Genomic DNA, 24,741 nt, shown 5'->3' with positions numbered 1-24,741 from the left:
GTCATGCGGGCGCCGCCGCCTGCGGCGGCTGCACCGGCAGGTGCACCGTGAAGCGCGTGCCCTGGCCGACCACCGAGGCCACCTCGATGCGGCCGCCGTGGCGGTTGACGATCCCGTACGACAAGGACAAGCCCAGCCCGGTGCCGCTGCCGACCGGCTTGGTGGTGAAGAACGGTTCGAAGATGCGGTGCAGGTTTTCCGGCGCGATGCCGCAGCCGTTGTCGCCCACCTCGATCCACACCCAGCCGTCGGCGGCGCCGGTGCGCAGCGTGATCACGCCCTGCTCGCGCAATGCGTGGGCGGCGTTGACCAGCAGATTCATGAACACCTGGTTCAGCTGCGAGGCCAGGCAGGTGACCGGCGGCAGCGTGCCGTATTGCTTGTCGACCCGGGCCTTGTACTTGATCTCGTTGCTGACGATGTTGAGCGTGCTGTCGAGGCCGTGATGCAGGTCGGCCACCTGCCACTCGGTCTCGCCGACGTGGGAAAAATCCTTCAGCGCCTGGACGATGTCCTTGACCCGCTTCAGGCCGTCCATCGATTCGCGCACCAGGTCGGTCACGTCTTCCTTGAGGAATTCCAGGTCGGCCTGTTCGCGCAGCGCCGCCAGTTGCGCCGCCAGCGCCGGATGCGGCTGGGCCGCCTGCTCGTAGCGCTCGATCACGCCGAGCAAGGTGCCGACGTAGTTCTTCAGCGAGCCCATGTTCGAGTTGACGAAGCCCACCGGGTTGTTGATCTCGTGCGCGATGCCGGCCGCCAGCTGGCCGATCGAGGCCATTTTTTCCGATTGCAGCAATTGCTCGTGGGCGTTGCGCAGTTCGCCGATCAGCGCCTGCTGCTCGACGCCCTTGGCCTGCAGCGTCTCCTCCATGCGCTTGCGCGCCGTGATGTCGGTCAGCGAGCCGATCACCTCCAGCGGCACGCCCTTGTCGTCGCGGATCAGGCGCAGCGTGTCGTGCATCCACAGATAGCTGCCGTCGCTGACGCGGAAGCGGTACTCGTAGGCGCGCTGGCCTTCGCTGAACACCAGCGCCAGGCTGGAAAAGATGCTGGGGGCGTCGTCGGGATGGATGTGGTCGAACCAGAAGTTGGGGTCGGCCACCATCTGCTCGGGATGGTAGCCCAGCACGTTCAGGGCGTTGTTGCTGACGAAGGTCATCTTGAAGTCGCCGCTGGGCACGGTGCAATAGATGATGGCCGGCGTGTTGTCGACCAGGTACTGCAAGCGCACCAGCGGCGACGCCGCCTCGGGTGCGGGCGCCGCTACGGCGGGCGCGCCGGTGGCATCGGAGGAAAAGAATTCGAATTCGTCAAATTGCATATTGATAGCCTCGCGACAGCGTTCTGTCCTGCGCAGATCGCGCAGGCGGACGGCATGCATCAGCGTGCGCGGCTGAATCGATTATGCACTAGTTCCAGCATTGATGGTGTTCAATGCGACCAGCTGGACTCCCAGCCGTAGGCGGGTTCGGGCGGCGGTGGCGGCGGCGCCATCCACGCGCGCGGATCGACCCGGTAGTACTTGAGGAATTCGGCGTACAGCTCGGCGTGGTGCTCGGCCATCTGGTACGGCTTTTCGAAAAATGTTTCGGTGGCGACGGCGAAGAATTCGGCCGGATTGGTGGCGCCGTAGTGGTCCATCACGCTGTGCTGGCGGTACATGGCGCTGTGGCGCAGGTTGTGGAAATCGCGCTCCAGCACTTCCGACCATTCGCGGTAGCTGGCCGGATTGCCCAGATACGGCGCGCCGTTGGCGCGGCCCGACTCGCTGTCGAGCTGGTGCGCGAATTCATGCAGCACGACGTTGTGGCCGCGGCCGGGGCCGGATATGACATCGTCCCAGGACAGGATCACCCGGCCGTCGTCCCAGGATTCGCCCAGCATGCTGTGGTGGCCCGGCGTGACCACCCCGCCCGGCCCGATCTCGGCGCGCTGCGCCACGAAGGCGCTGGGGTAGACCAGGATGGTGTGCAACGCCGGATAGACTTTGGAGGGGCGGTTCAGCAACAACAGGCAAGCCTGGCCGGCGATGGTGACGGCCATTTCGTCGCTCACTTCCAGGCCTTCGCAGCCGATGAATTTTTTCTGGTGCAGGAACTGCACCACCATGCGCTGCAGCTGCTGCTGCAGATCGGGCGCCATGCGGCGGTAGACCGGGATGTTGCGCTGCAGGATGGCCTGCGCCTCGGCCGGCAAAGGCTGCGCCAGCACCCGCCGCAAACGCCAGCGCGGGTAGTAAAAAGGCAGCGCTATCAACAGCGCCGTCAGGCCGATCCAGGTCAAAGCTTCCATATGCCGCGCGTCCGTTGAGATGTCCAGTCAAGGCTAGTTGGGGGGCCTTGTCGACATTTCAATATGCAAACAGCCGGGGTATGCCCGGCCGTTCCATCATACGCGTGCGCAACCGGTCGCGCTTAGACGGTTTCTTCTTTTTGCATCGACGGCGCCGAGCCGAACAGCGCTGCCACCAGCGGATCGCGCATCACCGGGCCGCGGTTGACGCGGATCGCATAGTGCGTGTCGTCGGCCAGGATGTGGAAATGGCGGCCGCTGCCGGCCATCGCCTGTTCGCGCAGGCCGGGACGTTCCTTGCGCGGCGGCGCGCCTTCGCGCTTCGGCTGGACGATGGCGGCCAGGAAGGCGCTGACGCGTTCCGGGTCGGGGGTCAGCTGGTAGACGGCCTTGCCCAGGTAGGTGGCTGTGCCTTCGACATAGCGCGCCAGCTCGATCACGCCGGCTTCGCGCAGGTCGCGGATGTATTTGCGGGCGCCGGACGGCGAAAACTTCAGGAACCAGGCGATTTCATCGGCCAGCATTTCGTGCAGTTGCAATTCGCCGATCAGCTTTTGCATGTTTTCGATGCGGCGCAGCGTGGCCGAGGTCGAGCGGACCCGCTCGATAGAGGCCATCGACAGCGCAGGCTTCCGGTCCAGAGGCGCCGGGACCGGACGTTCCACCAGCATCAGCTTGGCTGTGGTGGCGTGCATTTCCGGCGAGGCTTTCATCTCGTTCTGGACCAGATGTTGAGGTTGTCTAACTGCATGCATGGGAACACTCCTTATAACAATTGCCGAGATTAGTGGCAGCGGATGGCGTGGCGGGCGGCGGGCATCTCGCTACGTTCTCTGCATCTGGCTCAAGAATGCCTTTTCGCAGCGCATTGGTCTGTGCGGCAACGAACATTAGCGATCATCCTTGGCACTTAAGGTGTGACAAGGGGCGCGGAACTAAGTTTCGGGAACTGTGCCGGATTTGATACATCACAAGCTTAGGTACGCCAGCGCACAGAAGAGCTGCACCAATATCCCTAATCTTCGGTCCAACAGCGGTGCCTCAACATTGCTGGCAATGAAACACATCCAATCAATAAATCGGGAGCAAACCTGTGAACCAAACTAAAAAAATCGCCCTCGCCGCCGCTGTTCTCTGCGCGTCGTTTTCCGCCCTGGCCCAGGATGCGGTCGTCAATCCATCGTGGTACATCCAGCCCAGCCTGAACGCCATGAAGCCCGATTCGGACTTCGGCGTGGACAAGCGCGGCTACGGCGCCGGCCTCAAATTCGGCAAGGCCATCAACCAGGACTGGGATGTACAGCTCGGCACCACCTATGCCCGCTCCCGTGAAAACGGCCAGCGCTACCAGCAAAACACGCTGGGCGTGGACGGTCTGTATATGTTCTCCCGTAAAACCTTCCGTCCCTTCCTGCTGGTCGGTATCGGCGCCGAACACGACAAGTCGAACCTGAACGTCATCGGCCAGCGCAGCAAGACCTCGCCCTACCTGAGCGCCGGCCTGGGCTTCCAGGCCGACATCAACGACCAGGTCGCCTTCCAGGCCGACATCCGCGACGTGCATGGCTTCATTCGCGGCAATGAGTTCCCGAACAGCAAGAGCAATAACTACTACGCAACGGTTGGCCTGAACATCGCCTTCAACGCGCCGCCGAAAGCCGCGCCGGCAGCGCCGCCGCCACCGCCGCCACGCGCCATGGAACCAGCGCCGCAGCCGGCCCCGGCCGTGGTGCCGCCACCGCCGCCACCGGCCCGCTTTGAGAAAGTGACGATGTCGGCGACCGAGCTGTTCGGCTTCGACAGCGCCAAGCTGGCGCCCGGCCAACCCAAGCTGGACGACATCGCCAACGTGCTGAACGCCAACTCCGGCATCGACAACGTGGTCATCTCCGGCTACACCGACCGCCTGGGCAGCGACAAGTACAACCTCAAGCTGTCCGAGCGCCGCGCCAACGCGGTCAAGGACTACCTGGTCAGCAAGGGCGTCGCCGCCAACCGCCTGAACGCCGTCGGCAAGGGCGAATCCAATCCTGTGACGGAGTGCAACGACAAGAAGCAGAAACGTGCCGACCTGATCAAGTGCCTGGAACCTAACCGTCGCGTCGAAGTCGAGCAGATCACCATCGAACGCCGCGTGCAGTAAGCAACACAAGCCCCGCTCTGCTAGCGGGGCTTTTTTCTGATGAAGCCAAGTTTAGTGTCAGTGCTGCGATGCACAGTTACCGAATGGTTTGAACACCGCGCCAGCAGCAAGGGCGCGGCTTTGGCGTTTTACACGCTGTTTTCGATGGCGCCCATCCTGGTGCTGGTGTTGGCCATCGCCGGCTGGTTCTACGGTCCGCAGGCGGCGCAGGGCCAGTTGTTCAGCGAGCTGCGCGGCCTGGTCGGCGCCCAGGGCGCGCAGGCGCTGCAACTGGTGCTGGCCGGCGCCCGCAACAAGGAGGAAGGCCAGCTCGCCACCCTGCTGGCCGGCGCCCTGCTGCTGTTCGGCGCGACCAGCGTGTTTGCCGAGCTCAAGGCCAGCCTGGACGAGATCTGGCAAGTCCCGCCGCTCACCCACGGCACCGCCTGGGACGTGATACGCACCCGCCTGCTTTCGTTTGGCATGATACTGGTGCTGGCCTTCCTGCTGATGGTGTCGCTGGTGGTCAGCGCCGCGCTGGCCCTGCTGGAAAACCTGTGGGGCGCTTACTGGCGCGACGCCGGCCTGGTGCTGTCGGCCATCAATTTCATCATCGGCTTTGTCGTCATCGCCGCCTTGTTCGGCGTGATCTTCAAGATGCTGCCGCGCATACGGCTGTCCTGGCACGACGTGACGATAGGCGCGACCGGCACGGCCGCGCTGTTCACGCTGGGAAAATACCTGATCGGGGTTTACATCGGCAACAGCGGCGTCACCAGCAGCTTCGGCGCGGCCGGTTCGGTGATCGCCTTGCTGCTGTGGGTGTACTACTCGGCGCAGATCTTCTTCCTCGGCGCCGAGTTCGCGCGCCAGTACGCGCTGCAACTGGGCAGCCTGCGCCGGCGCAGCGCCATGCAACGCTAGCGCCGCCTCACACCAGCGTGCGCCGCAGATAGGCGCGCCGCGTGGCGACCGGCAGGTCGGCCACCGGCACCGACTCGGCCAGCGCCTGCTGGTCGGCCTCGCGCACCTGCGCATCGGGCGCCAGCACGCGGCTGATCACCTGCGGGCTGATGCCTATGCTCTGCAAGAACTCCACCGCATTGGCGGTGCCGATGTCGCGCTGCATTTCCAGCGCGTGGCGCACGATAAATTCAAGGGAGTGCCAGCCGGCGGTGTCCGAAGTCCCCGGTCGCTGGCGGCGGTCTTGCTCTGGACTCATGGCGTCCTCCTCAAGGTGTTGGTAATGCTCATGTTAGCCGACCGGCGCATAGAAACAAGGCCGATCGCGCAGGCCTATTCGCCCAGCAGTTCCGCCACCACTTCCATGCCCTCGACGCGCTCGGCCACCACCTTGACGATGACGATCAACGGCACGCCCAGCAGCAAGCCGTACACGCCCCACAGCCAGCCCCAGAACAGCAGGCTGACGAACACCGCCGCCGCGTTCATGCGGGCGAAGCGTCCGGTCATCCAGGTCGCCACCACGGTGCCGACCACCGTCGCGATCGCCAGCGAAGTGCCCATCACCAGTACGCTCATTTGCAGCGACTCGAACTGCATGAAGGCGACCGCGCCGGTGGCCAGCGTAATCAGCAAGGGGCCGAAGTACGGCATCAGGTGCAGCAGCCCGGCCACAATGGCCCAGGCGCCGGCGTTCTCCAGGCCGATCCAGCGCAGCGCCACCCACATCAGCAAGGCCAGCAGGCCGTTGGTGACGAGCAGCATCAGCATGTATTTCTGGATCGACGAATTGATATCGTCGAGGATGTGGACGGTGATTTTTTTCTTGCTCAGCGACGGTCCGGTCAGCTTGACCAGCTTGCGCTTGAAGGTGTCGCCCGACAGCAGCAGGAAGAACACCAGGAAGATCACCATGGTGGCCTGGCCGAGGAAGCCCATCACGCCCATCGAGCCGGCCCAGATCCAGTCCAGCACCGGCAGGCTGCCGCTGTCCGGCGACGGCGGCGCGGCCTTGCGCACGGTGCGGCGTTCCTGGGCGCCGGCGGTGGCTTGCTGCAATTCGGTGGCCACCGCCTGGATGCGCTGGAAGGTACTGGGCCCGCCATGCGCGCGCTCGGTGAGCAGGCGCGACAGTTTATGGCTGACGGTGGGCAGCTCTTCGACAATGGATTGGAACTCGCCCTGCACCTTGTCGATCACGACGAAGACGCCGCCCAGGATGGCGACGGTGACCAGCGTGGCGCCGAGCACGCGCGGCACGCGCCGGCGCTCCAGCCAGCACACGATGGGGCTGAGCATATAGCTGAACAAGATGCCGAGTAATAAGGGGACCAGGAAGTTGCGCGACCATTGCAGCGCATAGAGAAACGCCACGGTGGCGATGACGCCGAGCGCGAGGCCGCGGGCGTGGACATGCAGGGGAATGCGGGGTGGATCGCCATCGGCGGCCACTGCGTTGTCAGGGGGAAGTTCGGCAGCTGGCTGGTTCATGATGGCTCACAAAGAACTCCCGGCGCGGCACGCCCGGTTGGGCATGCCGCGCCGGCAGGTGCAACTTACTTGACGCGGATGTCGTTCTTGACGGCGGTTACGCCTTTGACGCCGCGCGCCACTTCGCCGGCCTTGGCGATATCAGCAGGCTGGGCGACGAAACCGCTCAGCTGCACGGTGCCCTTGAAGGTTTCCACGTTGATCTCGGTGGACTTCAGGCTAGGCTCGTTGAAGATGCTGGCTTTGACTTTGGTGGTGATGACGGAATCGTCGACATATTCGCCCGTGCCTTCTTTGGTCGAGGTCGATGCGCAGCCGGCGGTGGCCAGCAGCGAAACGGTGAACAGGGCAGTAGCGATTTTGTGTGCGATTTTCATAGCATTCTCCTTGGAGGGTGATTAACAGTGGTTTGTCAGCCAGCGGTACTTGATGTCCCCGCTACCGATGTAGAGGTTTTACGCCCCTTCCCCGCCCACCTCTGTACGGTAGCGTACACAGACCGCACATAGCCAGGCTGGGTGCGGAAGCGCACAGACCCCCGCCGCACCGCTGTCTATTCTGGAATCACACATTTTCGGGAGGACAACATGAAACACTCGACCACCATAGCAGCCGTGCTGATCGCAGGAACCGCCGTCCTGAGCGGCTGCGCCAGCACCGGCCAGCAGCAACAAGGCAGTTACACCAACCCGGCGGACACTGCTTCCTACGGCACCATCGAATCGATCCAGATCGTGCAGGCCAAGTCCGGCACCAGCGGCGCCGGCGCCGTCACCGGCGGCCTGGTCGGCGCCCTGCTGGGTAACCAGGTCGGTTCGGGCAGCGGCCGCACCGCCGCCACCGTGGCCGGCGCAGTCGGCGGCGCCGTGGTCGGCAACAAGGTGGAGGAGAACCGCAGCCAGCCGCGCGAGCAATACCAGATCAGCGTGCGCATGGATAACGGCGACTACCGCATCGTCAACCAGGACAGCGTCTACGACCTGCGCGCCGGCAACCGCGTACGCCTGGTCGACGGCCGCCTGTACCGTTATTAATCGTTGTTAATCGTTCTTAATCGCTACTAATCTTGCCGCACCGGCAGTCAAACACTCAACAAGGAGAATTCCATGGGCACCATCATTCTGATCATTCTGGTCCTGGCATTGATCGGCGCGTTGCCGGCCTGGCCGCACAGCCGCAGCTGGGGCTACGCGCCCAGCGGCATCACCGGACTGGTGGTGGTGATCCTGCTGATCATGCTGCTGACCGGCAGGCTGTAACGACACTGGAGGACATCATGGCTCAATTCAAGCACCTCATCATCGGCGCGGCGCTGCTAGGCGCCGCCTTCGCCGCGCAGGCGCGCAGCAACACCACGCCGCCGCAGAACGTCCAGTTGCAGAAGGCGGAAATCGCCAAGGGCGATCCGCCGCGCTGGTACCAGGACGACGCCAGCCCGGCCGCGCAATTGCGCACGCTGCGCAAGGAAATCGGCGCCGCGCTGGCCGAGGCCAACCTCGCCTGCAAACAAGGCCCGGCCGCCGAACGCAGCACCTGCATGAAGGAGGCGCGCGCCACCTATCAGCAGGACATGGCGAACGCCGCGCAGATCCGCGCGGAGAACCACCCCCACTAAGACCTACGCCGCCCGTTCCTGGTCATGCACCGGCTGCCGCAACGGCGGCAGTTCGTGCACGACCAGCGGCGTATCTTCCGTCACAAAGCTCAACCAGCCCGCCGCCGTGATGGCGCGCAGCGCATCCTGATAACCCTGGTCCCAGCGCCATTCAATCGAGCCCTTGGAGAAGTTGATATCCTTGGCCGCCATATTCCAGTCGCGCCCCGCATACGCCAGCCGCACCACGTGCAGCGTGCTGTCGCCGCCCAACCCGGCCAGATCCTGCTTGCCCTGCTCCGACTTCGCCTGCTCCGGCAACGCCGCGTACAGCGCGCGCAGCTTCTGCTTCAGCTTGTGCGTGGCGACGTAGTCCTGCAAGTGGCGCTTGGAACGCGAGGCGAAGGTCACATCCTTTTGCCGCGTCTGCACCTCGTCCAGCGTGGTCGGCTCCGGGCCGTCGGCGTTCCACAAGTCCACCATGAAGCACAGCGTGTCGACATGCTCGTTATCGTCCAGCACGGTCTCCAGCGGCGTGTTGGAATACAGGCCGCCGTCCCAGTACAGGTCGCCGTCGATGCGCACCGGCGGAAAGCCCGGCGGCAAGGCGCCGCTGGCGCACACATGGTCGGCGCACAGCGTCTGCTGGCGATTGTCGAAGCTGCGCAAGGTGCCGCAGGTGACCTTGAGCGCATTGACCGTCAGCCGCATGCCATCCGGCCCGTTCAGGTAATCGAAATCGATCAGGCGCTCGAGCGTTTCACCCAGCTCGCTGGTGTCGTAGAAGCTGGCCTGCTCCGGCGCGACCGCGGTCCCCATGGCGAACGGGCTCATGAAGCGCGGCTTGAAGAAGCCCGGCACGCCGCGCATCACGGTGTCCCAGGTCTGCAGCAGCACGTTGGAGCGCCGCTGCATGTCCGGCACCCGGCTCATGTCGTAGCTGTCGCGGTGGGCCACGCCTTCCCAGAATTCCTTGAGGCGGCTCAGGCGGGTCTCGTAGGGATTGCCGGCCAGGATGGCGGCGTTGATCGCGCCGATCGAGGTGCCGACGATCCAGTCCGGCGCCAGGCCGTGCTCGTGCATCGCCTGGAACACGCCGGCCTGGTAGGCGCCCAGCGCGCCGCCGCCCTGCAACACCAGGACCACGCGCAAGCGCTGGGGATTCAATTCGGGTTTAGCACTGCTCATCTGTGACTCCAATAAAAAAACGCCGCGGTTGCGGCGTCTGGGACTACTCCTGCTCCGGCGCGGGTTTGCGCCGCAGCAGCCACGCCATGCCGAGACCGGCTGCCACGGCCACGCCGATGGCCGGCTTGACCAGCCGCTTGCGGGCGATGAATGAACCCACCGTCAGCGCATACGGCAGCAGCGACTTGAAGTTGATATTCTTCAGGCCGCCCGGCTGCAACAGCCCGCCGAGGCGGGCCTGGGCCATGCCGACGGCCTGCTCGACGGCGCCATGGAACAGCGCGTCCGGCTGCAGGGCATTGCCGACCAGCGCCTTGGCGTGCACCACCTTGATACGATACAGCTCGCCTTCACGGACCAGACGTTGCTTGGCCGCCTCGACGGCCGCGCGTTCAGCTTCTTTGCTCATCTGCTCTCCCGGTTACAACAGCATGTCGCGGTCGGACTTCAGTTCCGCCATCGTCGCCGGCATCGACAGTTTGCCGCTGCGTATCAAGCCGCGCGCGTACACGATCAAACCGATCGCGATCAGCAGGAACACGCCGGTGATGATGGGCAGGATCTTCCAGCCGATCGCGTCCCACGCCAGGTAGGCGATGGTCACCGTGCCGTAGGCCAGCGCGAAGCAGCCCGCCACCACGGCCAGCGCGAACACCAGCACCAGTTGCAGCAGGTGATTGCGCACCTGCGACAATTCCAGCGCGGCCAGCTCCAGCCGGGTCAGCACCAGGCCGATGCTGTTGCGGACAATATTGCCCAGCGACGCGATCAAGCCCGGCGGGCGGTTCATCTCATCGGACACGATGGATTACTTGCGGCCGATGATCACGCCGATCAGCAGGCCGACGCCGGCTGCCGCGGCGATCGAGCGCCATGGGTTTTCCTTGACGTAGACATCGGCCTGCTTGGCCATTTCCTTGCTGGCGGCGAGCGCGCTCTGCTGGGCTTCGTGGGCCTTGGCCAGCGCGGTGTCGAGCGCGCGCATGCCGCGGCCGCGCAGTTCTTCGGCTTTTTCGCCGGTCAGCGCGGTGGCTGCGGTGAACAATGCTTGCGCATCCTTAACCAGAGTTTTCACGTCGTTATTCACGGTACTGATGTTTTGTTCCAGCATGATGGAGCTCCTGTTATGGTTGTGTGAAGTGAAAACCGTACTGCAAACTGCAAAATAGCCACTAATTGATCATTATCCCAGCAAATCGCGCATATCGTCCGCGTGTTCCTCTTCCACCGCCATGATCTTGATCAACAAGTGGCGGGTGGTCGGGTCGGTCGTGCCGATCTGTTCGATCATCTGGCGGTACGACTCAATGGCGACACGCTCGGCGATCAGGTTGGCTTTGATCATCGATTGCACATCGTCAGATGCATCATACTCGGCATGGCTACGTGCGAGCAATGTTGCCGGATTGAAATCAGGCTGGCCGTTCAACTGGATGATACGCTCAGCCAGCCAATCTGCGTGTTCCTGTTCCTGCATCGCGTGCTCCAGGAACTCGGCCTTGACCGAACCGTTGTCGCGGCCGCTGACCGTGTAGTAGTGCCGCTTGTAGCGCAGGATGCAGACCAGCTCGGTGGCCAGCGCATCGTTGAGCATCTTGATGACCGCCGTGCGGTCGCCCTGGTAGCCGGCCGTGACCGGGCCATCCTGCAGGTTGCGCGCGGCCGCGCGGATGGCTTCCTTGTCGATGCCGGTGGGGGTGTATTCAGCCATGATCTGCTTTCCTTTCGTGGTTAGTGACGGGTGGCGATCGGCGCGCCGTTCTGCGACAGCACGATCTCGACGCGGCGGTTCAGCTGGCGGCTGCCGGCATCGCTGTTGCTGGCGACCGGGAAGGCTTCGCCATAGCCGCGGGTGGCGATCTTGTCGCTCTTGACGCCCAGGCCGATCAGCGCGTTGCGCACCGATTCGGCGCGGCGCTGCGACAGCTCCAGGTTGTGCGCGGCGCTGCCGGTGCTGTCGGTAAAGCCTTCGATCAGCACCACGCTTTGCGGTTCCTGCAGCAGCACGTCGGCCATCTTCTGCGCGGTGCGCATGCCTTCGGCGCTCAGCTCGGCGCGGTCGACGTTGAACAGCACGTCGCTCAGCGTGATGACGATGCCGCGCTCGGTCTGCTTGGCTTTCAGGTCGGTCAGCTGCTGTTGCAGCGCGGCGTTCTTGGCCGCTTCGTCGCGGGCGCTGTTGGCGGCGGCGTCGGCCTGGGCGCGGGCGGCGTCGGCGTCAGCCTTGGCCAGGTTGGCTTGCGACTTGGCCTGGTCGGCGCTCATGCGCGCCTGGTTGGCTTCGGCGGTGCGGGCTTCCAGGCGGATCTCGTCGCGCTGGCGGCCGGCGTTGGCCATCTCGTTCTCGGCCTGCTTCTGCTTGGCGACTTCACGCGCGGTGGCGATCTTCTGCTTGGCCAGGTAGGCCAGCTTGTCGATCTCGTCCAGGCTTTCCTTCTTCGCGGCGGCGGCGTTGGCGCGGTCCAGCGCATCGGAGGCGGCCTTGAATTCCAGTGGCGCGTTGGCCGCGACCGACGGCGTGCTTTGCGCGGCCATGAAGTCGCCGCGGGTTTGATCCAGCAGGCTGGTGGTGGTCGGCGTGGTGCTGCAGGCGGCGAACAGCAGGGACAGCGCGAACACGGAAGGAATGAGGTAATGGGATTTCATGGTGGAGCTCCTTATTGTTGGTTGGTGGCGTTGCTGCGGTTCAGTTCTTCACGCAGGGCGCGTATGCTTTGTTGCAGCTCGTCCGCCGCCATGGTGGCCTTGCTCGAACTGGCCTTGCTCTGCGCCAGCTGGGCGTCGGCCGAAGCCTGGTTGGCCAGGTCCTGCGCGGTCTTGTAATCCTTGGCGGCCAGCGCCTGGTTGGCGCGCATCAGTTTCTCGCGGGCCGATTGCATTTCCGCCGGGGCCAGGTCGGCGGCGCCGGCGCTGGTGGCGTTGGCTACCGCGGCGCGCGACACGGCGACGTCGGCGGTGGCCGGGGTCTTGTTGCTGGCGCAGGCGCTCAGGCCCAGCACGGCGGCCATGGTGCACAACAGGGCGAGACGGTTTTGTATGGTGATCATTATTCTTCTCCTTGAAAATCATTCGGTAGGTTGACGTTATAAGCCCTTGCCGATGCAGCCTCAGTACGGTGCCGCACATAGAACGCTCGCTGCGGGCTAGTAAAATAGCGTCACTCCAATAAGAAAATAGGCCAGTCATGTCCCCTCTCCGCCGCCGCACCCGTATCGCACTTGCCGTCGCCGGCGTCCTGGTCGCCGTGCCCGCCATCGCCGTCATCGTGCTGGTCAATTACGACTGGAACCGGGCGCGCCCATGGCTGAACGACAAAGTCAGCGAAGCCATCGACCGTCCGTTCGCGATCCGCGGCGACCTGTCGCTGACCTGGGAACGCCAGGGCCACGGCGACGCCGACCGCACCTGGAGCGACTACCTGCCGCTGCCGCACCTGGTGGCGCGCGACGTCCACGTCGGCAATCCGGCGGGCTGGCCGGCGCAGATGGAAATGACCAGCGTCAGCCAGTTCTCGTTCTCGATCGACCTGCTGCCGCTGCTGGAGCACAAGCTGTCGATTCCGGTGCTGCGTTTCGACAGTCCGGTGGTGTTGCTGCAGCGTCACGAGGATGGCCGCAACAACTGGACCTTCAAGCCGGCCGACAAGCCGTCGCCGTGGCAGCTGGACCTGCAGCGCGTGGTGTTCACCAAAGGCACGGTGCACTACATCGACGCCATGACCCACGTGGATGCCGTCGCCGAGGTCGACACCTTGAACGCCGATCCGACCTACGGCGTGGCCTGGAAGGTGCGCGGCAAGTGGAACAAGCAAAACATTTCCGGCGGCGGCAAGGCCGGCGCCGTGCTGTCGCTGCAGCAGCAATCGACGCCCTACCCGCTGGCGGCCGACATCAACGTCGGCGGCACCAGCATCGCCGTGGTCGGCACGCTGACCAAGCCGTCGGCGCTGGCCGCGCTCGACATGCGGCTCAAGGTGTCCGGCCCCAGCATGGCGCGCCTGTACGGCCTGACCGGCGTGCTGCTGCCGGAAACCCCGCCGTTCGCCACCGAGGGCCACCTGACCGCCAGCCTCGGCGCCCACGCCAGCCGCTGGACCTACGACCAGTTCACCGGCCGCGTCGGCCATTCCGACATCGGCGGCAAGTTCGAATACCAGTCCGGCCAGGCGCTGGCGCGGCCGCTGTTGACCGGCGCGGTGCAGTCGAAACTGCTGCAGTTTTCCGACCTGGGCCCGCTGATCGGCGCCGACTCCAACGCCAGCAAGGAGGCGCGCGGCGTGGCGCCGGTGCAGCCGGGCGACCGCGTGCTGCCGGTGGAGCCGTTCAAGACCGAGCGCTGGACCGCGCTGGACGCCAAGGTCAGCTACAAGGCCCAGCGCATCACGCGCGACAAGGACCTGCCGATCGCCAACCTCGACACCATGATCAATATGCGGGACGGCGTGCTGTCGCTGACGCCGATGAACTTCGACATCGCCGGCGGCCGCTTCACCTCCAACGTGCTGCTGGACGGCAGCGGCAAGCTCAACCCCAACGCCATCCGCGCCGAGCTGAAGGCCGGCGCGCGCCACCTCAAGCTGCGCCAGCTGTTCCCGCGCATCGAGGAAATGCAGGCCACGGTGGGCGAAGTCAACGCGGACATCTCGCTGTCGGCCACCGGCAACTCGGTGGCCGGCCTGCTGGCCTCGTCGAACGGCGAGCTCAAAGGCGTGATCAACGAAGGCAGCGTCAGCAAACTGCTGCTGGAAGAGATGGGCCTGAACATCGGCAACGTGGTGCTGACCAAGGTGATCGGCGACAAGCAGGTCAAGCTCAACTGCATGGTGACGGATTTCGGCGTGACCAACGGCTTGATGCAGTCGCGCCTGTTCGTGGTCGACACCTCGGACGCCAAGATCGACATCTCCGGCACGGTCAACCTGGGCAACGAGAAAATGGACCTGACCATGCGGCCCGACGCCAAGGGCTTGCGGGTGATTTCGCTGCGGGCGCCGATCTACGTGCGCGGCACCTTCAAGGATCCGGCCATCAGCGTCGACAAGGGTGTGCTGGCCTTGCGCGCCGGCGGCGCGCTGGCGCTGGCCGTGGTGGCGCCGGTGGCGGCCATCCTGCCGCTGATCAACGCCGGCCCCGGCGAAACCACCGGCTGCGCCACCCTGCTGGCCCAGCAAGGCGGCAAGCCGGTGGCGCCGCCGCCGGGCAAGACGCTGGCGCCGAAGCCGCCACGCAAGCACTGACGGCCAGCGCGGCTCTGTGTGCGCTGCCGAACGGAACGGCCCTGGATTCTTGCGTACGCTGAGGTCATTGGTGCAGGCATTCCCTGCCGCGCCTCAATCAGTTGCAAGGAGAAAATCATGAACAACATCAAACAGCTGGTATCGACCGCCGCCATCGTCGCGGCCACCCTGGGCCTGAGCGCATGCGCGGGCATGTCCAACCAGGACAAGAACACCGCCATCGGCGCCGGCGTCGGCGCGGTGGCCGGCTCGGTCCTGACCGGCGGCAGCCCTGTCGGCACCGTGGGCGGCGCAGCCGTCGGCGGCGTGATCGGCAACCAGGTCAGCAAGCCGCCGCGTTAATCGGCCGTGGCCTCAAAGGAAAAGCGGACCACGCGTGGTCCGCTTTTTTTCGTTTAACTTTTGTAGATCACAGAAACACGTTGGCCATGCCGATGGCGCCGTCGTCCTTGACCAGCTCGTAGCAGCGGCAGGACGCCGCCTCCAGCCCGGCCGAATCGAGGATCTCGATATTGCCCCGGCTGTAGCTGATCAGCTTGTGGTTTTGCAACGCGCTGGCGGCCTTGGTCACGCCGACGCGGCGCACGCCCAGCGCATGCGCCAGGAACTCGTGGGTCAGGTGGAATTTCTCCGATTGCAGGCGGTCGCGCGTGATCAGCAGCGAGCGCGCCAGGCGCGCCTCCAGCACATGAAAGCGGCTGCACACGGCGATCTGGATCGCCTGCGCCAGCAAGGTGTCGGTGTAGCGGTACAGCAGCCGTTGCAGCGAGGCGGTGCGCTTGAACTCGGCGCGAAAGGATGCCGCGTCGATGCGGTTGGCGCGGCCGGCGCGCTGCACCACGGCGCGCACCTGCGCCTGCCCATGGCCCAGCGCCACCGACGCGCCTATCATGCCCTCCTGCCCCACCGAGCCCACCTCCAGCGTCATGCGGCCTTCGGCCACCGCCAGCAGCGAGATCAGGCAGCCGACCGGAAAGTAAATGTGGTCGACAGTCTGGCCAGGCTCATACAGCACCTGGCCCGCGTCCAGCCGGACCGTGTCGCACAGCGCCAATAGTCTTGCGCGGTCGTCGTCTGGCAGGCCGGACACCAAGCGGTTCAGCACGGGCCTGGCCTGCGCCCTGTCGTCGTCGGAAAAAATGGAGGGATGGGTATGCATGGGACCAGCGTAAAGGCTGCGAATTACCCTGTATGTACGGTGACGCACGGAAGCAGGACAAGTCTTGAGGGAAAATCCGGGCTGCAATCCACAACTCCAACCAAAAACAGGACATACATCATGGACACCCCAACCAGCAAGCCAACACTCCACCCCATCATGGTCATCGCCGCCGTCGCGGTGGTGCTGTTCTGCGGCGTCGGCAGCGCCGCCATCATGGGCTGGCTGCCGACCTCCAGCGCCACCGTGCCGGGCGCCGCGCCTATGCCGGGCCAGCTGTCGTCGGTGCCGCCGGCTGAACAGCCGCTGCCGTCGCAGCAATCGCAGCAATCGCAACCGGCCGGCTACGCCAACAACGCCGCGCCGGCCCAGGGCCAATATCCGGCGCAGCAGCAGCAGCAGCAGCAGCAGCAAGAGCAGGTGGCGCAACAGCGCCCGGCCGTCTGCAGCAGCTGCGGCGTGGTGGAGTCGGTGCGCTCGATCGAACATCGCGGCCAGGGTACTGGCGTGGGCGCGGCAGGCGGCGCCATCCTGGGCGGCCTGCTGGGCAACCAGGTCGGTAGCGGCCACGGCCGTCAACTGGCTACCGTGGCCGGTGCGGTCGGCGGCGCAGTGGCCGGCAACCAGGTCGAAGGCAATATGAAAACCACGCACAGCTGGGAGATCGTGGTGCGCATGGACAATGGCAAGAAGCGCGTGCTGCACCAGTCGGCGCAGCCGCAATGGCGCTCGGGCGACCAGGTCAAGGTCGTCAACGGCCAGTTGCATTCGGCTTAAGTACGATACCGTACAGAAGGCCCGTCAAGCTTTGCAGATAATGGCTACAAGATACGAACATGGCAACAGGGTTGCAGGTTCGAGATCGCAATCGATGACCAACATGGACGTCGCATAACAACCTGAGGAGAGAATCATGCTCTATACCATCGCTGTCGTTTTGCTTATCCTGTGGCTGCTCGGCCTGGTCACTTCCTACACCATCGGCGGATTCATCCACATCCTGCTGGTAGTTGCTATCATCATGGTGCTGCTGCGCCTGATTAGCGGACGCGGCGTGTAGCGCCACCTCTGTAAGCCTTTGAAGCGGCGCTCCACTTAACGGTGGCGCGCCGTTTTTCATTTTAAGGAGACCCTATGAAGCGACTGATAATTTCCCTGGCCATGCTGGCCGCCGTGCAGGCATCGGCCCAGAACATCAAGCCGGGCTTGTGGGAGCTGAGCAACAAGGTCAAGACCGGCAACGCGCAAACCGACCAGGCCATGAGCATGGCGCTCAAGCAGCTGGCCAACATGCCGCCCGAGCAGCGCGCGCAGATCGAGGCGATGATGAAGCAGAACGGCGCCTCCATGCCCACCGCCGGCGGCGACGGCGCCATGGTCATCACGGCCTGCGTCACGCCCGAGATGGCGGCGAAAAAAGAGCTGCCGATGAATCAAAAAGGAAAATGCACGTCCAAGAGCGATCCGGTGGCCGGTGGCATGAACATCTCGTTCAGCTGCACCGACCCGGTCTCCAGCGGCACCGGCACGCTGCGCTACAACGGCGACAGCAGCTACCTGATGAACATGAACATCAGCAGCGAGGCCGGCGGCAGGCCGCAGAACGTGCAGGTGGAATCGACCGGACGCTGGCTGGGCGCCAGCTGCCCGGCCCGGTCCAACTGAACTGATTACTCGCTGTCGGAGAACGCCATGTAGCGCTGGAAGGCCAGCGTGGCGATCGGCCCCACCGGCAGGCTGCGCGCCTCGTAGCGGATGCACGGCGTGACCTTGCCGTAGTTGCCGGTGTTGAAGATCTCGATGGCCGTCTCCAGTTCTTCGGGACGCACCGAACGTTCCTCGACCGCGCCCCCCTCCTTCGCCAGCAAGGCGATCACGCGCGCGCGGGTGATGCCGGACAAGAAGGTGCCGTTGGCCACCGGCGTCACCACCTTGCCTTCCGGCGTGACCAGGAACAGATTGGCCGATGCGAACTCGGCCACGTTGCCGGCGTTGTCGCACACCACCGCGTTGTCAAAGCCGCGCTGCTGCGCTTCGCGGATGGCCTTGCTGGTGTTGGCGTACAGCGCCGACGCCTTGGCGTCGGTCGGCGCCATCGACGGATCGGGACGGCGCAGCGCCGTCAGGCAGGCCGAGAAGCCGGTGAACGGCGGCATCGGCGCGTCGAACAGGGTCAGCGCGAAGGCGCTCTTGTCCGGCAGCGGCACCAGCAGGCCGTCGGTGCCGAACACCAGCGGACGCACGTACAGCTCGGCGTCGGCCGGGAACTTGGCCACGCCTTCGCGCACCAGTTTTTCCATCTCGTCGACGCTCAAGGGGCACACCAGGCCGACCCGTTCCGACGAGGTGATCACGCGTTGCAGGTGCAGGCGCAGGTCCGGCATGTGGCCGCGTATCGAGCGCGCGCCGTCGAACACGGACGAGCCCAGCCATACGCTGTGGTCCATCGCGCCAAACAAAGGGGTGTTGCCTTCGGACCAGCCGCCGTTGAAGTAAGTCAGATACATGCTTGTTCCTGATGATCAGTAAAACAAGCAATTTATCACGGATCAGAAGGAGTGGCGCAGGCCGACGGTGATGGCGCGGTCGCCGCGCCCCGGGCTGCTGGCGTTGCCGACCGTGTAGCCGGCGCCGTTGCGGTTCTGGATGCGCGCGAACGAGGCGTAGAAGTCGGTGCGGCGCGACAGCGCATAACTGGCGCCGACGGCGAACTGGTTGGCGTCGCGGTTGGCGCCGCTGCGGTCGTCCTTGTGGATCCAGGACGCCAGCCAGGTGGTGGCGCCCATCGGCACGGCGACGCCGAACAGCACATCGCGGCTGTTGTTGGACGGCGTGCTCTGCACCACCGCGCCGTAGGGATTGGTCATGTCCCACGGCGCGCTGCCGTCGCCCCGGCTGTGGCCGTACGCGGCATAGGCGACGAAGCGGCCGAAATCGATATTGGCCGCCACCAGCGTATTGCTGGCCGACTGGTCGACCGCCGGCGTGGTGCCGCTGGCGTCCAGCAGGTTGTTCTTGCGCTGGTGCGTGACGCGCAGCGTGGCGGCGCCGTTGGCATAGCCGATGGTGGCGCCGTAAGCGCGGTTGACCTTGCTGTTGTAGGGCGATTCGCCAAAGCTGTAGATGGCCGCGCCGGTCCAGCCGCCCCGGCTGCGCGGCGACTGGTACTTGATCGTGTTGTCGTAGCGCTGGATGGTGGTGCCGACCAGGTTGGCCGCGCTGCCCGCCATGCCGCCGTGGAAGGGATCGGCGACGTCGGTCAGCGTTTCGTAGACCAGGTTGTACTGCCGGCCCAGCGTGACGATGCCCAGCGGCCCGTCCAGCCCGACATAGGCCTGGCGGCCGAACAGCTTGCCGTTCTGGTCGGAGGCGCCGGTATCGTTGAGAATACCCGCCTCCAGCGTGTAGACCGCCGCCGTGCCGCCGCCCAGCTCCTCGCGCCCGCGCAGGCCCAGCCGCGAACCGGACGCCACACCGCTGTCGAGCCGGGTGCGCGCGCAATCGCCGCCGCAGCCGCGTTCCGCCACCACGCCGGCGTCCAGCAGGCCGTACACCTCCACCGGCGGCGCCGTTTGCGCCGCCGCGGACAGGGGGCCGATCAAGGCCAGGGCGTAGAGGTTGAGTTTCATAGCCCCATCCTAGGACAGCGGACGCAACATCTCTGTGCGCAGCAGCACGTTTCCGACATATTTTGCAGCTACTTGGTTTATAGTGACATTTCATCATGCGAAAGGCGGTCACCATGCAAGCCCTGTATGACGGCAAGCGCTGCTCCCCCGGCGAAGCACTGGACCTGCTGCGCGACGGCGACACCATCATCGTGCCCTGCGGCGCCGGCGAGCCGCCCGCGCTGCTGCACGCCTTGTCCGACCAGCGCACCCGCTTCCACGACGTCAAGGTGGCGCAGATCCTGGCGATGCGCAAATACGCCTACTTCGATTGCGACACCGCCCACCACGTGCGCCACGTCGCGCTGTTCTTCGGCGGCGCCTCGCGCGCGGCCGGCCAGGCGGGCTGGGCCGATTTCGTTCCCGCCTATTTCTCCGAGCTGCCGGCGCTGATCGAGCGCGAACTGCTGCCGGCCGACGTGGTGTTCTCGATGGCCGCGCCGATGGACGAGCACGGCAACTTCGCGCTCAGCCTGGGCGCCGACTACACCATGGCCGCCATCCTCAAGGCGCGCGCGATCGTGCTGGAGGTCAATCCCAACGTGCCTTACGCACACGGCCAGTGCCACGTGCACATCTCGCAGGTGACGGCGCTGGTGGAGAGCAGCGAGCCGGTGATCGAAGTCGGCCTGCCCAAGATCGGCCCGGTGCAGGAAGCCATCGGCCGCCACGTGGCGGCGATGATCGAGGACGGCTCGACGCTGCAGATCGGCTACGGCGGCATCCCCGACGCGGTGGTGATGCAGCTGACCGGCAAGCGCGACCTCGGCATCCACACCGAGATGATCGGCGACGGCATCCTCAAGCTGGTCGAATCCGGCGCCGTCAACAACAGCCGCAAGAGCTGGCTGCCGGGCCGCATGGTGGCCACCTTCGCGCTCGGCTCGCGCAAGCTGTACGACTTCATGCACCGGAATCCGATGCTGGAAATGCACCCGGTCAGCTACACCAACGATCCCTACCTGGCCGGCCAGAACAACCAGCTGGTGGCCATCAACGCCAGCCTGCAGGTCGACCTGCTGGGCCAGTGCGGCTCCGAGAGCCTGGCCCACCTGCCCTATTCCGGCACCGGCGGCCAGGTCGACTTCGTGCGCGCCGCCAACCGCTCGCGCGGCGGCAAGGCCTTCATCGTGCTGCCGTCCACCGCCAAGGAAGGCTCGATCTCGCGCATCGTGCCGACGCTGACGCCGGGCACCCACGTCACCACCGGCAAGAACGACGTCAACTACGTGGTCACCGAATACGGCGTGGCCCAGCTGCGCGGCAAATCCGCCCACCAGCGGGCCGAGGCGCTGATCGCCATCGCCCATCCCGACTTCCGCGCCGAACTGCGCCAGGCGGCCCGCAAGATCTTGCTGTGTAGCTAGCAGGATTTCCGGGTGGACAGGCAATGTTCGCCAGCGTACATACTTGCCAGACTTATACGTCTATACTGCGTTTTTGTCACACTACGCGGTCCGCCCGCCTTACGCATGCTAGAAATCCTCGAACGCATCGATGCAGACAGCAGCGACATCGGCCTGATGGTCGAGCTGTTCAATACCCTGCGTCCCCAGCGCGCCACCGACGGCGCGCGCGCCACCGCCAATGTCCGCACGCTGTGCCAACTGTTGAAAGGCAATCCGGCGCACGCGCTGGCGTTGCGCCAGTACGCGTGCAAGCTGCTGGCCAGCCGCCGCCACGCCAGCCTGTACACCGAGATCGGCGTGCTGTCGAACGACGGCTTCTTCACCGAACTCAAGCGTCGCATCGCCTACCGCATTTTGCCGCCCGCACTGGGCGAGATCTACCTGAGCGATGCGCTCGACCAGGTGGTCTACCAGCGCACCGACCACATCTGGATCGCCGCCGTGCCGGCCGCCGACTGGCTGGCCCTGGTCGACGTGGTCGGCCTGCATGACGTGGCGGATGCCGGTCCCAACCTGATGCTGCCGGGCCTGCTGGAATCGATACGCACGCTGTCCTACCGCGTCAGCGCCATCGGCCTGGAACCCAAGCTGACCAATTTCCATACCGAGATCGAAACCTACGAGTCGCCCTTCATGGTGCAGAACTACGAGGTCAACGCCTATCTCGACAGCTACCAGCGCATGCTGGCCGGCGACGACGTGCCGCTGGAAGACGCGCGCCACCTGCTGGTGATGCTGGACCAGTGCGACGTGGTGGTGGCCAAGATCCGCAAGAAGGCGCTGAGCCAGGGCACCAGCATCGCCCTGACCTACCTGCTGGTGGCGCTGACGCAAAGCATAGACCGGCTGCGCAAGCTGCTGTTCCTGGTCGACGTCAGCGGCGAGCTGCAAGCGGCGCCGCCGGCCGACATCAACCTGCTGGCCGCCACCCACGCGCCGCACCAGCAGGAAGGCCCGCCCAGCCCGCGCCGCGGCGCCGCCGTCGGCCTGGCGCTGGAGTTGATCGAAGCGCACAACAACAAGTACATGGTGCGCGACCTGATGCGCGACAATATCGACCTGTTGGCGCGCAACGTCACCGAGAACGCCAGCCACACCGGCGAGCACTACGTGGCCGACAGCCGCAAGGAACTGGGCGGCATGTTCGTGTCCTCGGCCGGCGCCGGCCTGGTGATCGGCTTCATGGCGCTGTTCAAGATCCTGATGTCCTACCTGCGCGCCGCGCCGCTGGTGGAGGCCTTCCTGTTCAGCATGAACTATTCGCTGGGCTTCATGTTCATCCACCTGCTGCACTTCACGGTGGCCACCAAGCAGCCGGCGATGACCGCCTCGCGCATCGCCGCCGGCCTGCACAGCAAGGACGGCCGCAACATCGACATCGACAGCATGGCCGAGCTGTGCAACAAGGTGATCCGCACGCAGAACATGGCGGTGCTGGGCAACCTGGCCACCGCCATTCCGACCGCCTGGCTGATCGCCATGGCCTGGCCGCTGATCACCGGCCACCACCTGGTATCGCCGGACAAGGCCATGCACCTGCTGCAGGACATCGATCCGATCCACGGGCCGACGCTGGTGTACGCGGCCATCGCCGGCGTCTGCCTGTTCGTGGCCGGCCTGATCTCGGGCTACTACGACAACAAGGCGCTGTACACCCGCTGGGCGCAGCGCATCGCGCAGCTGCGCGGCCTGCGCTGGCTGCTGGGCCAGCAGCGCCTGGACCGTCTGGGCGTCTACATGGAGAACAACCTGGGCGGCCTGATGGGGAACTTCTTCTTCGGTATTTTGCTCGGCGTGATGCCGCTGCTGGGCTTCCTGCTGGGCATGCCGCTCGACATCCGCCACGTCACCTTCTCGTCCGCCAATTTTGCGACAGCGATGGTCGGACTGGACTACCATGTCACTTGGGAACTAGTGCTGACCTCGGTGGCTGGCTTCCTGGCGATCGGCTCGGTCAACCTGCTGGTCAGCTTCGGGCTGGCGCTGTGGGTGGCGCTGCGTTCGCGCCAGGTGCGCTTCAAGCACGGCTGGCTGCTGGTGAAGGCGCTGGGCCGCCGCTTCCTTCAGGGACCGGTGTCGTTCCTGTTCGGCTCGGCGGCGGAAGAAGCGGCGCAGTTGGCGTCGCCCGATGAATCGCTCACTCCTGAAAAGACACTCAAATGAAAATCACGCGCATGCGTTGCTGGCTTCCCCTCTGCCTGATGTGCTGGGGCCTGCTGGGCGCATGCGCGTCGCTGCCCAACGTGACGGCGATGAGCAGCCAGCTGGAGCCGGCCGCCGCGCCCAGCGTCAAGGGCGTCAACGGCGACCTCAGCGCGGCGCGCGGCAAGGCCTTGCTGGCCAAGCGCTGGCCGAAAGGCTCGCTGGACATGCAGGCGCAAGCCGCGCTGGAGGAAGCCGCCACCGGCGTGCCCCTGATCGCCGGCAACAAGTGCACCTTGCTGTTCGACGGCCCGCAGACCATGGCCGAGATGCTCAAGGCCATCAACGGCGCCCGCAACAACATCAACCTGGAAACCTATATCTTCGACCAGGACGAGCTGGGGCTGAAGTTCGCCGACGCGCTGATCGAAAAACAGCGGCAAGGCGTGACCGTCAACATCCTGTACGACAGCGTCGGCACCCTGGGCGTGCCGGCCGAGTTCTTCAAGCGCATGCGCGACGCCGGCATCCACCTGATCGAATTCAACCCGGTCAATCCGGCCAAGCTGAGCGGCGAAAGCTGGAAACTCAACAACCGCGACCACCGCAAGGTGCTGATCGTCGACGGCAAGACCGCCTTCACCGGCGGCATCAACATCAGCGCGACCTATGCCAAGAGTTCGCTGTTCCGCTCGGCCTCCAGGCCGACCGACAAATCGCAGGTGGGCTGGCGCGACACGCATATCAAGGTCGAAGGGCCGGCGGTGCAGGCCTTCCAGTGGCTGTTCGTGCGCCAGTGGGCCACGCAGGACAAGGACGACCTGACCGAGGCGGACTACTTCCCGCAGCCGGTGATCGCCGGCGACAAGGTGGTGCGCGTGCTGGGCAGCGAGCCGGGCGGCAAGTTCGAGATCTACAAGGCTTACAACCTGGCGATCCAGGAAGCGAAGAAGAGCATCCACATCACCTCGGCCTACTTCGTGCCGGACCGGCAGACGGTGGAAGCGCTGATGGCGGCCGCGCGGCGCGGCGTGGACGTCAAGATCGTACTGCCGGGCGTTTCGGATAGCGGGCTGGTGTTCTACGCCGGCCACGCCTTCTACGACGACCTGCTCGACAGCGGCGTCCAGATCCACCAGTTGAAACTGGCGGTCCTGCACGCCAAGACCGCCGTCATCGACGGCAACTGGTCGACGGTCGGTTCGACCAACATCGACACCCGCAGCTTCCTGCACAACAGCGAGCTGAACGTGGTGATCATGGGCGACGCCTTCGGCGGCGAGATGGAGCGCGCCTTCCAGGAAGACCTGCGCGACTCGGTGCAGATCACGCAGGAAGCCTGGCGCCACCGCCCCTGGGCCGACCGCCTGCGCGAATTCGCAGCCCGCTTCATGAACTATTGGCTGTAAACCCGGGGTCAGGTCCCCCATTTGAGCATGAGCCCGGTTTGTATAACCGGGCTCATGCTCAAATGGGG

Annotated in this window: 29 protein-coding genes; 13 read left to right on the top strand and 16 right to left on the bottom strand. The window is 65.1% G+C overall.

What is annotated here, in order from left to right; genetic code table 11:
* Position 1: 1 nt before the first annotated feature.
* The 3 genes from V6M89_RS16210 to V6M89_RS16200 all read right to left on the bottom strand — a co-directional run bounded on the left by V6M89_RS16210 (position 2) and on the right by V6M89_RS16200 (position 3,005).
* On the bottom strand, positions 2-1,321 hold the full coding sequence (locus V6M89_RS16210; RefSeq protein WP_332854128.1) for an ATP-binding protein: 1,320 nt from the start codon (positions 1,319-1,321) through the stop codon (positions 2-4).
* 110 nt (positions 1,322-1,431) lie between these two features.
* Positions 1,432-2,292, bottom strand: coding sequence for a zinc-dependent peptidase (locus tag V6M89_RS16205; RefSeq protein WP_332854127.1), 861 nt, complete (start codon positions 2,290-2,292; stop codon positions 1,432-1,434).
* Between the two features lie 122 nt (positions 2,293-2,414).
* Positions 2,415-3,005: a winged helix-turn-helix domain-containing protein gene (locus tag V6M89_RS16200; protein ID WP_442881981.1), complete on the bottom strand. Its 591-nt coding sequence runs from the start codon at positions 3,003-3,005 to the stop codon at positions 2,415-2,417.
* Positions 3,006-3,385: 380 nt separating this feature from the next.
* Between V6M89_RS16200 and V6M89_RS16195 the strand changes: the two genes are divergently transcribed.
* Positions 3,386-4,435: an OmpA family protein gene (locus V6M89_RS16195; RefSeq protein WP_332854125.1), complete on the top strand. Its 1,050-nt coding sequence runs from the start codon at positions 3,386-3,388 to the stop codon at positions 4,433-4,435.
* A 39-nt stretch (positions 4,436-4,474) separates the two neighbouring features.
* Positions 4,475-5,338, top strand: a complete 864-nt coding sequence (locus V6M89_RS16190; protein ID WP_332854124.1) for a YihY/virulence factor BrkB family protein — start codon at positions 4,475-4,477, stop codon at positions 5,336-5,338.
* A gap of 7 nt (positions 5,339-5,345) precedes the next feature.
* Here V6M89_RS16190 and V6M89_RS16185 read toward each other — a convergent pair whose 3' ends face one another.
* From V6M89_RS16185 to V6M89_RS16175, 3 genes are all read right to left on the bottom strand, one after another.
* The gene (locus V6M89_RS16185) at positions 5,346-5,636 is read right to left on the bottom strand and encodes a hypothetical protein (RefSeq protein WP_332854123.1); all 291 of its coding nucleotides are present in this window, start codon (positions 5,634-5,636) and stop codon (positions 5,346-5,348) included.
* 74 nt (positions 5,637-5,710) lie between these two features.
* Entirely contained in the window at positions 5,711-6,868 is a 1,158-nt protein-coding gene (locus V6M89_RS16180) for an AI-2E family transporter (protein WP_332854122.1), read from the bottom strand.
* Between the two features lie 65 nt (positions 6,869-6,933).
* Positions 6,934-7,245 (bottom strand): BON domain-containing protein, encoded by a 312-nt coding sequence (locus V6M89_RS16175; protein WP_332854121.1) that lies wholly within the window; start codon positions 7,243-7,245, stop codon positions 6,934-6,936.
* Between the two features lie 210 nt (positions 7,246-7,455).
* On the opposite strand from V6M89_RS16175, the gene V6M89_RS16170 reads away from it, so the two are divergent.
* From V6M89_RS16170 to V6M89_RS16160, 3 genes are all read left to right on the top strand, one after another.
* Entirely contained in the window at positions 7,456-7,902 is a 447-nt protein-coding gene (locus V6M89_RS16170) for a glycine zipper 2TM domain-containing protein (protein WP_332854120.1), read from the top strand.
* A 72-nt stretch (positions 7,903-7,974) separates the two neighbouring features.
* Positions 7,975-8,127 (top strand): DUF3309 domain-containing protein, encoded by a 153-nt coding sequence (locus tag V6M89_RS16165; RefSeq protein WP_332854119.1) that lies wholly within the window; start codon positions 7,975-7,977, stop codon positions 8,125-8,127.
* A 17-nt stretch (positions 8,128-8,144) separates the two neighbouring features.
* A complete protein-coding gene (locus tag V6M89_RS16160; RefSeq protein ID WP_332854118.1) occupies positions 8,145-8,483 on the top strand; it encodes a hypothetical protein in 339 nt (112 codons plus the stop codon).
* A 3-nt stretch (positions 8,484-8,486) separates the two neighbouring features.
* On the opposite strand, the gene V6M89_RS16155 is transcribed toward V6M89_RS16160, so the two are convergent.
* The 7 genes from V6M89_RS16155 to V6M89_RS16125 all read right to left on the bottom strand — a co-directional run bounded on the left by V6M89_RS16155 (position 8,487) and on the right by V6M89_RS16125 (position 12,697).
* Positions 8,487-9,650 (bottom strand): patatin-like phospholipase family protein, encoded by a 1,164-nt coding sequence (locus V6M89_RS16155; protein WP_332854117.1) that lies wholly within the window; start codon positions 9,648-9,650, stop codon positions 8,487-8,489.
* Positions 9,651-9,693: 43 nt separating this feature from the next.
* Entirely contained in the window at positions 9,694-10,059 is a 366-nt protein-coding gene (locus tag V6M89_RS16150) for a hypothetical protein (RefSeq protein ID WP_332854116.1), read from the bottom strand.
* Between the two features lie 12 nt (positions 10,060-10,071).
* Positions 10,072-10,440 carry a phage holin family protein gene (locus V6M89_RS16145; protein WP_332854269.1) on the bottom strand — a complete coding sequence of 123 codons (369 nt, stop codon included), beginning with the start codon at positions 10,438-10,440 and terminating at the stop codon, positions 10,072-10,074.
* 18 nt (positions 10,441-10,458) lie between these two features.
* A complete protein-coding gene (locus V6M89_RS16140; protein ID WP_161098957.1) occupies positions 10,459-10,761 on the bottom strand; it encodes a DUF883 family protein in 303 nt (100 codons plus the stop codon).
* Between the two features lie 72 nt (positions 10,762-10,833).
* The gene (locus V6M89_RS16135) at positions 10,834-11,361 is read right to left on the bottom strand and encodes a ferritin-like domain-containing protein (RefSeq protein ID WP_332854115.1); all 528 of its coding nucleotides are present in this window, start codon (positions 11,359-11,361) and stop codon (positions 10,834-10,836) included.
* A gap of 20 nt (positions 11,362-11,381) precedes the next feature.
* Positions 11,382-12,296: an OmpA family protein gene (locus V6M89_RS16130; protein WP_332854114.1), complete on the bottom strand. Its 915-nt coding sequence runs from the start codon at positions 12,294-12,296 to the stop codon at positions 11,382-11,384.
* An 11-nt stretch (positions 12,297-12,307) separates the two neighbouring features.
* Positions 12,308-12,697, bottom strand: a complete 390-nt coding sequence (locus V6M89_RS16125; protein ID WP_332854113.1) for a DUF4398 domain-containing protein — start codon at positions 12,695-12,697, stop codon at positions 12,308-12,310.
* Between the two features lie 137 nt (positions 12,698-12,834).
* Between V6M89_RS16125 and V6M89_RS16120 the strand changes: the two genes are divergently transcribed.
* On the top strand, positions 12,835-14,886 hold the full coding sequence (locus V6M89_RS16120) for an AsmA family protein (protein ID WP_332854112.1): 2,052 nt from the start codon (positions 12,835-12,837) through the stop codon (positions 14,884-14,886).
* Positions 14,887-15,003: 117 nt separating this feature from the next.
* The gene (locus V6M89_RS16115) at positions 15,004-15,228 is read left to right on the top strand and encodes a glycine zipper 2TM domain-containing protein (protein WP_332854111.1); all 225 of its coding nucleotides are present in this window, start codon (positions 15,004-15,006) and stop codon (positions 15,226-15,228) included.
* 67 nt (positions 15,229-15,295) lie between these two features.
* Here the strand turns inward: V6M89_RS16115 and V6M89_RS16110 are convergent, their stop codons facing one another.
* Positions 15,296-16,045, bottom strand: coding sequence for a Crp/Fnr family transcriptional regulator (locus V6M89_RS16110; protein ID WP_332854110.1), 750 nt, complete (start codon positions 16,043-16,045; stop codon positions 15,296-15,298).
* Positions 16,046-16,165: 120 nt separating this feature from the next.
* Here V6M89_RS16110 and V6M89_RS16105 point away from each other — a divergent pair, with 120 nt between their 5' ends.
* From V6M89_RS16105 to V6M89_RS16095, 3 genes are all read left to right on the top strand, one after another.
* Positions 16,166-16,822, top strand: a complete 657-nt coding sequence (locus V6M89_RS16105) for a glycine zipper 2TM domain-containing protein (RefSeq protein WP_332854109.1) — start codon at positions 16,166-16,168, stop codon at positions 16,820-16,822.
* A gap of 136 nt (positions 16,823-16,958) precedes the next feature.
* A complete protein-coding gene (locus tag V6M89_RS16100; protein WP_008446864.1) occupies positions 16,959-17,105 on the top strand; it encodes a lmo0937 family membrane protein in 147 nt (48 codons plus the stop codon).
* 74 nt (positions 17,106-17,179) lie between these two features.
* Positions 17,180-17,710, top strand: coding sequence for a DUF3617 domain-containing protein (locus V6M89_RS16095; protein WP_332854108.1), 531 nt, complete (start codon positions 17,180-17,182; stop codon positions 17,708-17,710).
* Positions 17,711-17,715: 5 nt separating this feature from the next.
* Here the strand turns inward: V6M89_RS16095 and V6M89_RS16090 are convergent, their stop codons facing one another.
* Both V6M89_RS16090 and V6M89_RS16085 read right to left on the bottom strand, forming a co-directional pair.
* The gene (locus V6M89_RS16090) at positions 17,716-18,552 is read right to left on the bottom strand and encodes a branched-chain amino acid aminotransferase (protein ID WP_332854107.1); all 837 of its coding nucleotides are present in this window, start codon (positions 18,550-18,552) and stop codon (positions 17,716-17,718) included.
* A gap of 42 nt (positions 18,553-18,594) precedes the next feature.
* Positions 18,595-19,674 carry a porin gene (locus V6M89_RS16085; RefSeq protein WP_332854106.1) on the bottom strand — a complete coding sequence of 360 codons (1,080 nt, stop codon included), beginning with the start codon at positions 19,672-19,674 and terminating at the stop codon, positions 18,595-18,597.
* Between the two features lie 113 nt (positions 19,675-19,787).
* On the opposite strand from V6M89_RS16085, the gene V6M89_RS16080 reads away from it, so the two are divergent.
* From V6M89_RS16080 to cls, 3 genes are all read left to right on the top strand, one after another.
* Positions 19,788-21,080, top strand: a complete 1,293-nt coding sequence (locus V6M89_RS16080) for an acetyl-CoA hydrolase/transferase family protein (RefSeq protein ID WP_332854105.1) — start codon at positions 19,788-19,790, stop codon at positions 21,078-21,080.
* Positions 21,081-21,185: 105 nt separating this feature from the next.
* Positions 21,186-23,285 (top strand): site-specific recombinase, encoded by a 2,100-nt coding sequence (locus V6M89_RS16075; RefSeq protein ID WP_332854104.1) that lies wholly within the window; start codon positions 21,186-21,188, stop codon positions 23,283-23,285.
* Positions 23,282-24,673, top strand: a complete 1,392-nt coding sequence (gene cls / locus V6M89_RS16070) for a cardiolipin synthase (RefSeq protein WP_332854103.1) — start codon at positions 23,282-23,284, stop codon at positions 24,671-24,673. Before V6M89_RS16075 ends, cls begins: the two co-directional genes overlap by 4 nt.
* Positions 24,674-24,741: the final 68 nt, after the last annotated feature.

It is taken from the genome of Duganella sp. S19_KUP01_CR8, assembly GCF_036688705.1.
Lineage (GTDB): Bacteria > Pseudomonadota > Gammaproteobacteria > Burkholderiales > Burkholderiaceae_D > Rugamonas.
This window is presented reverse-complemented; position numbering and strand designations above follow the sequence as displayed.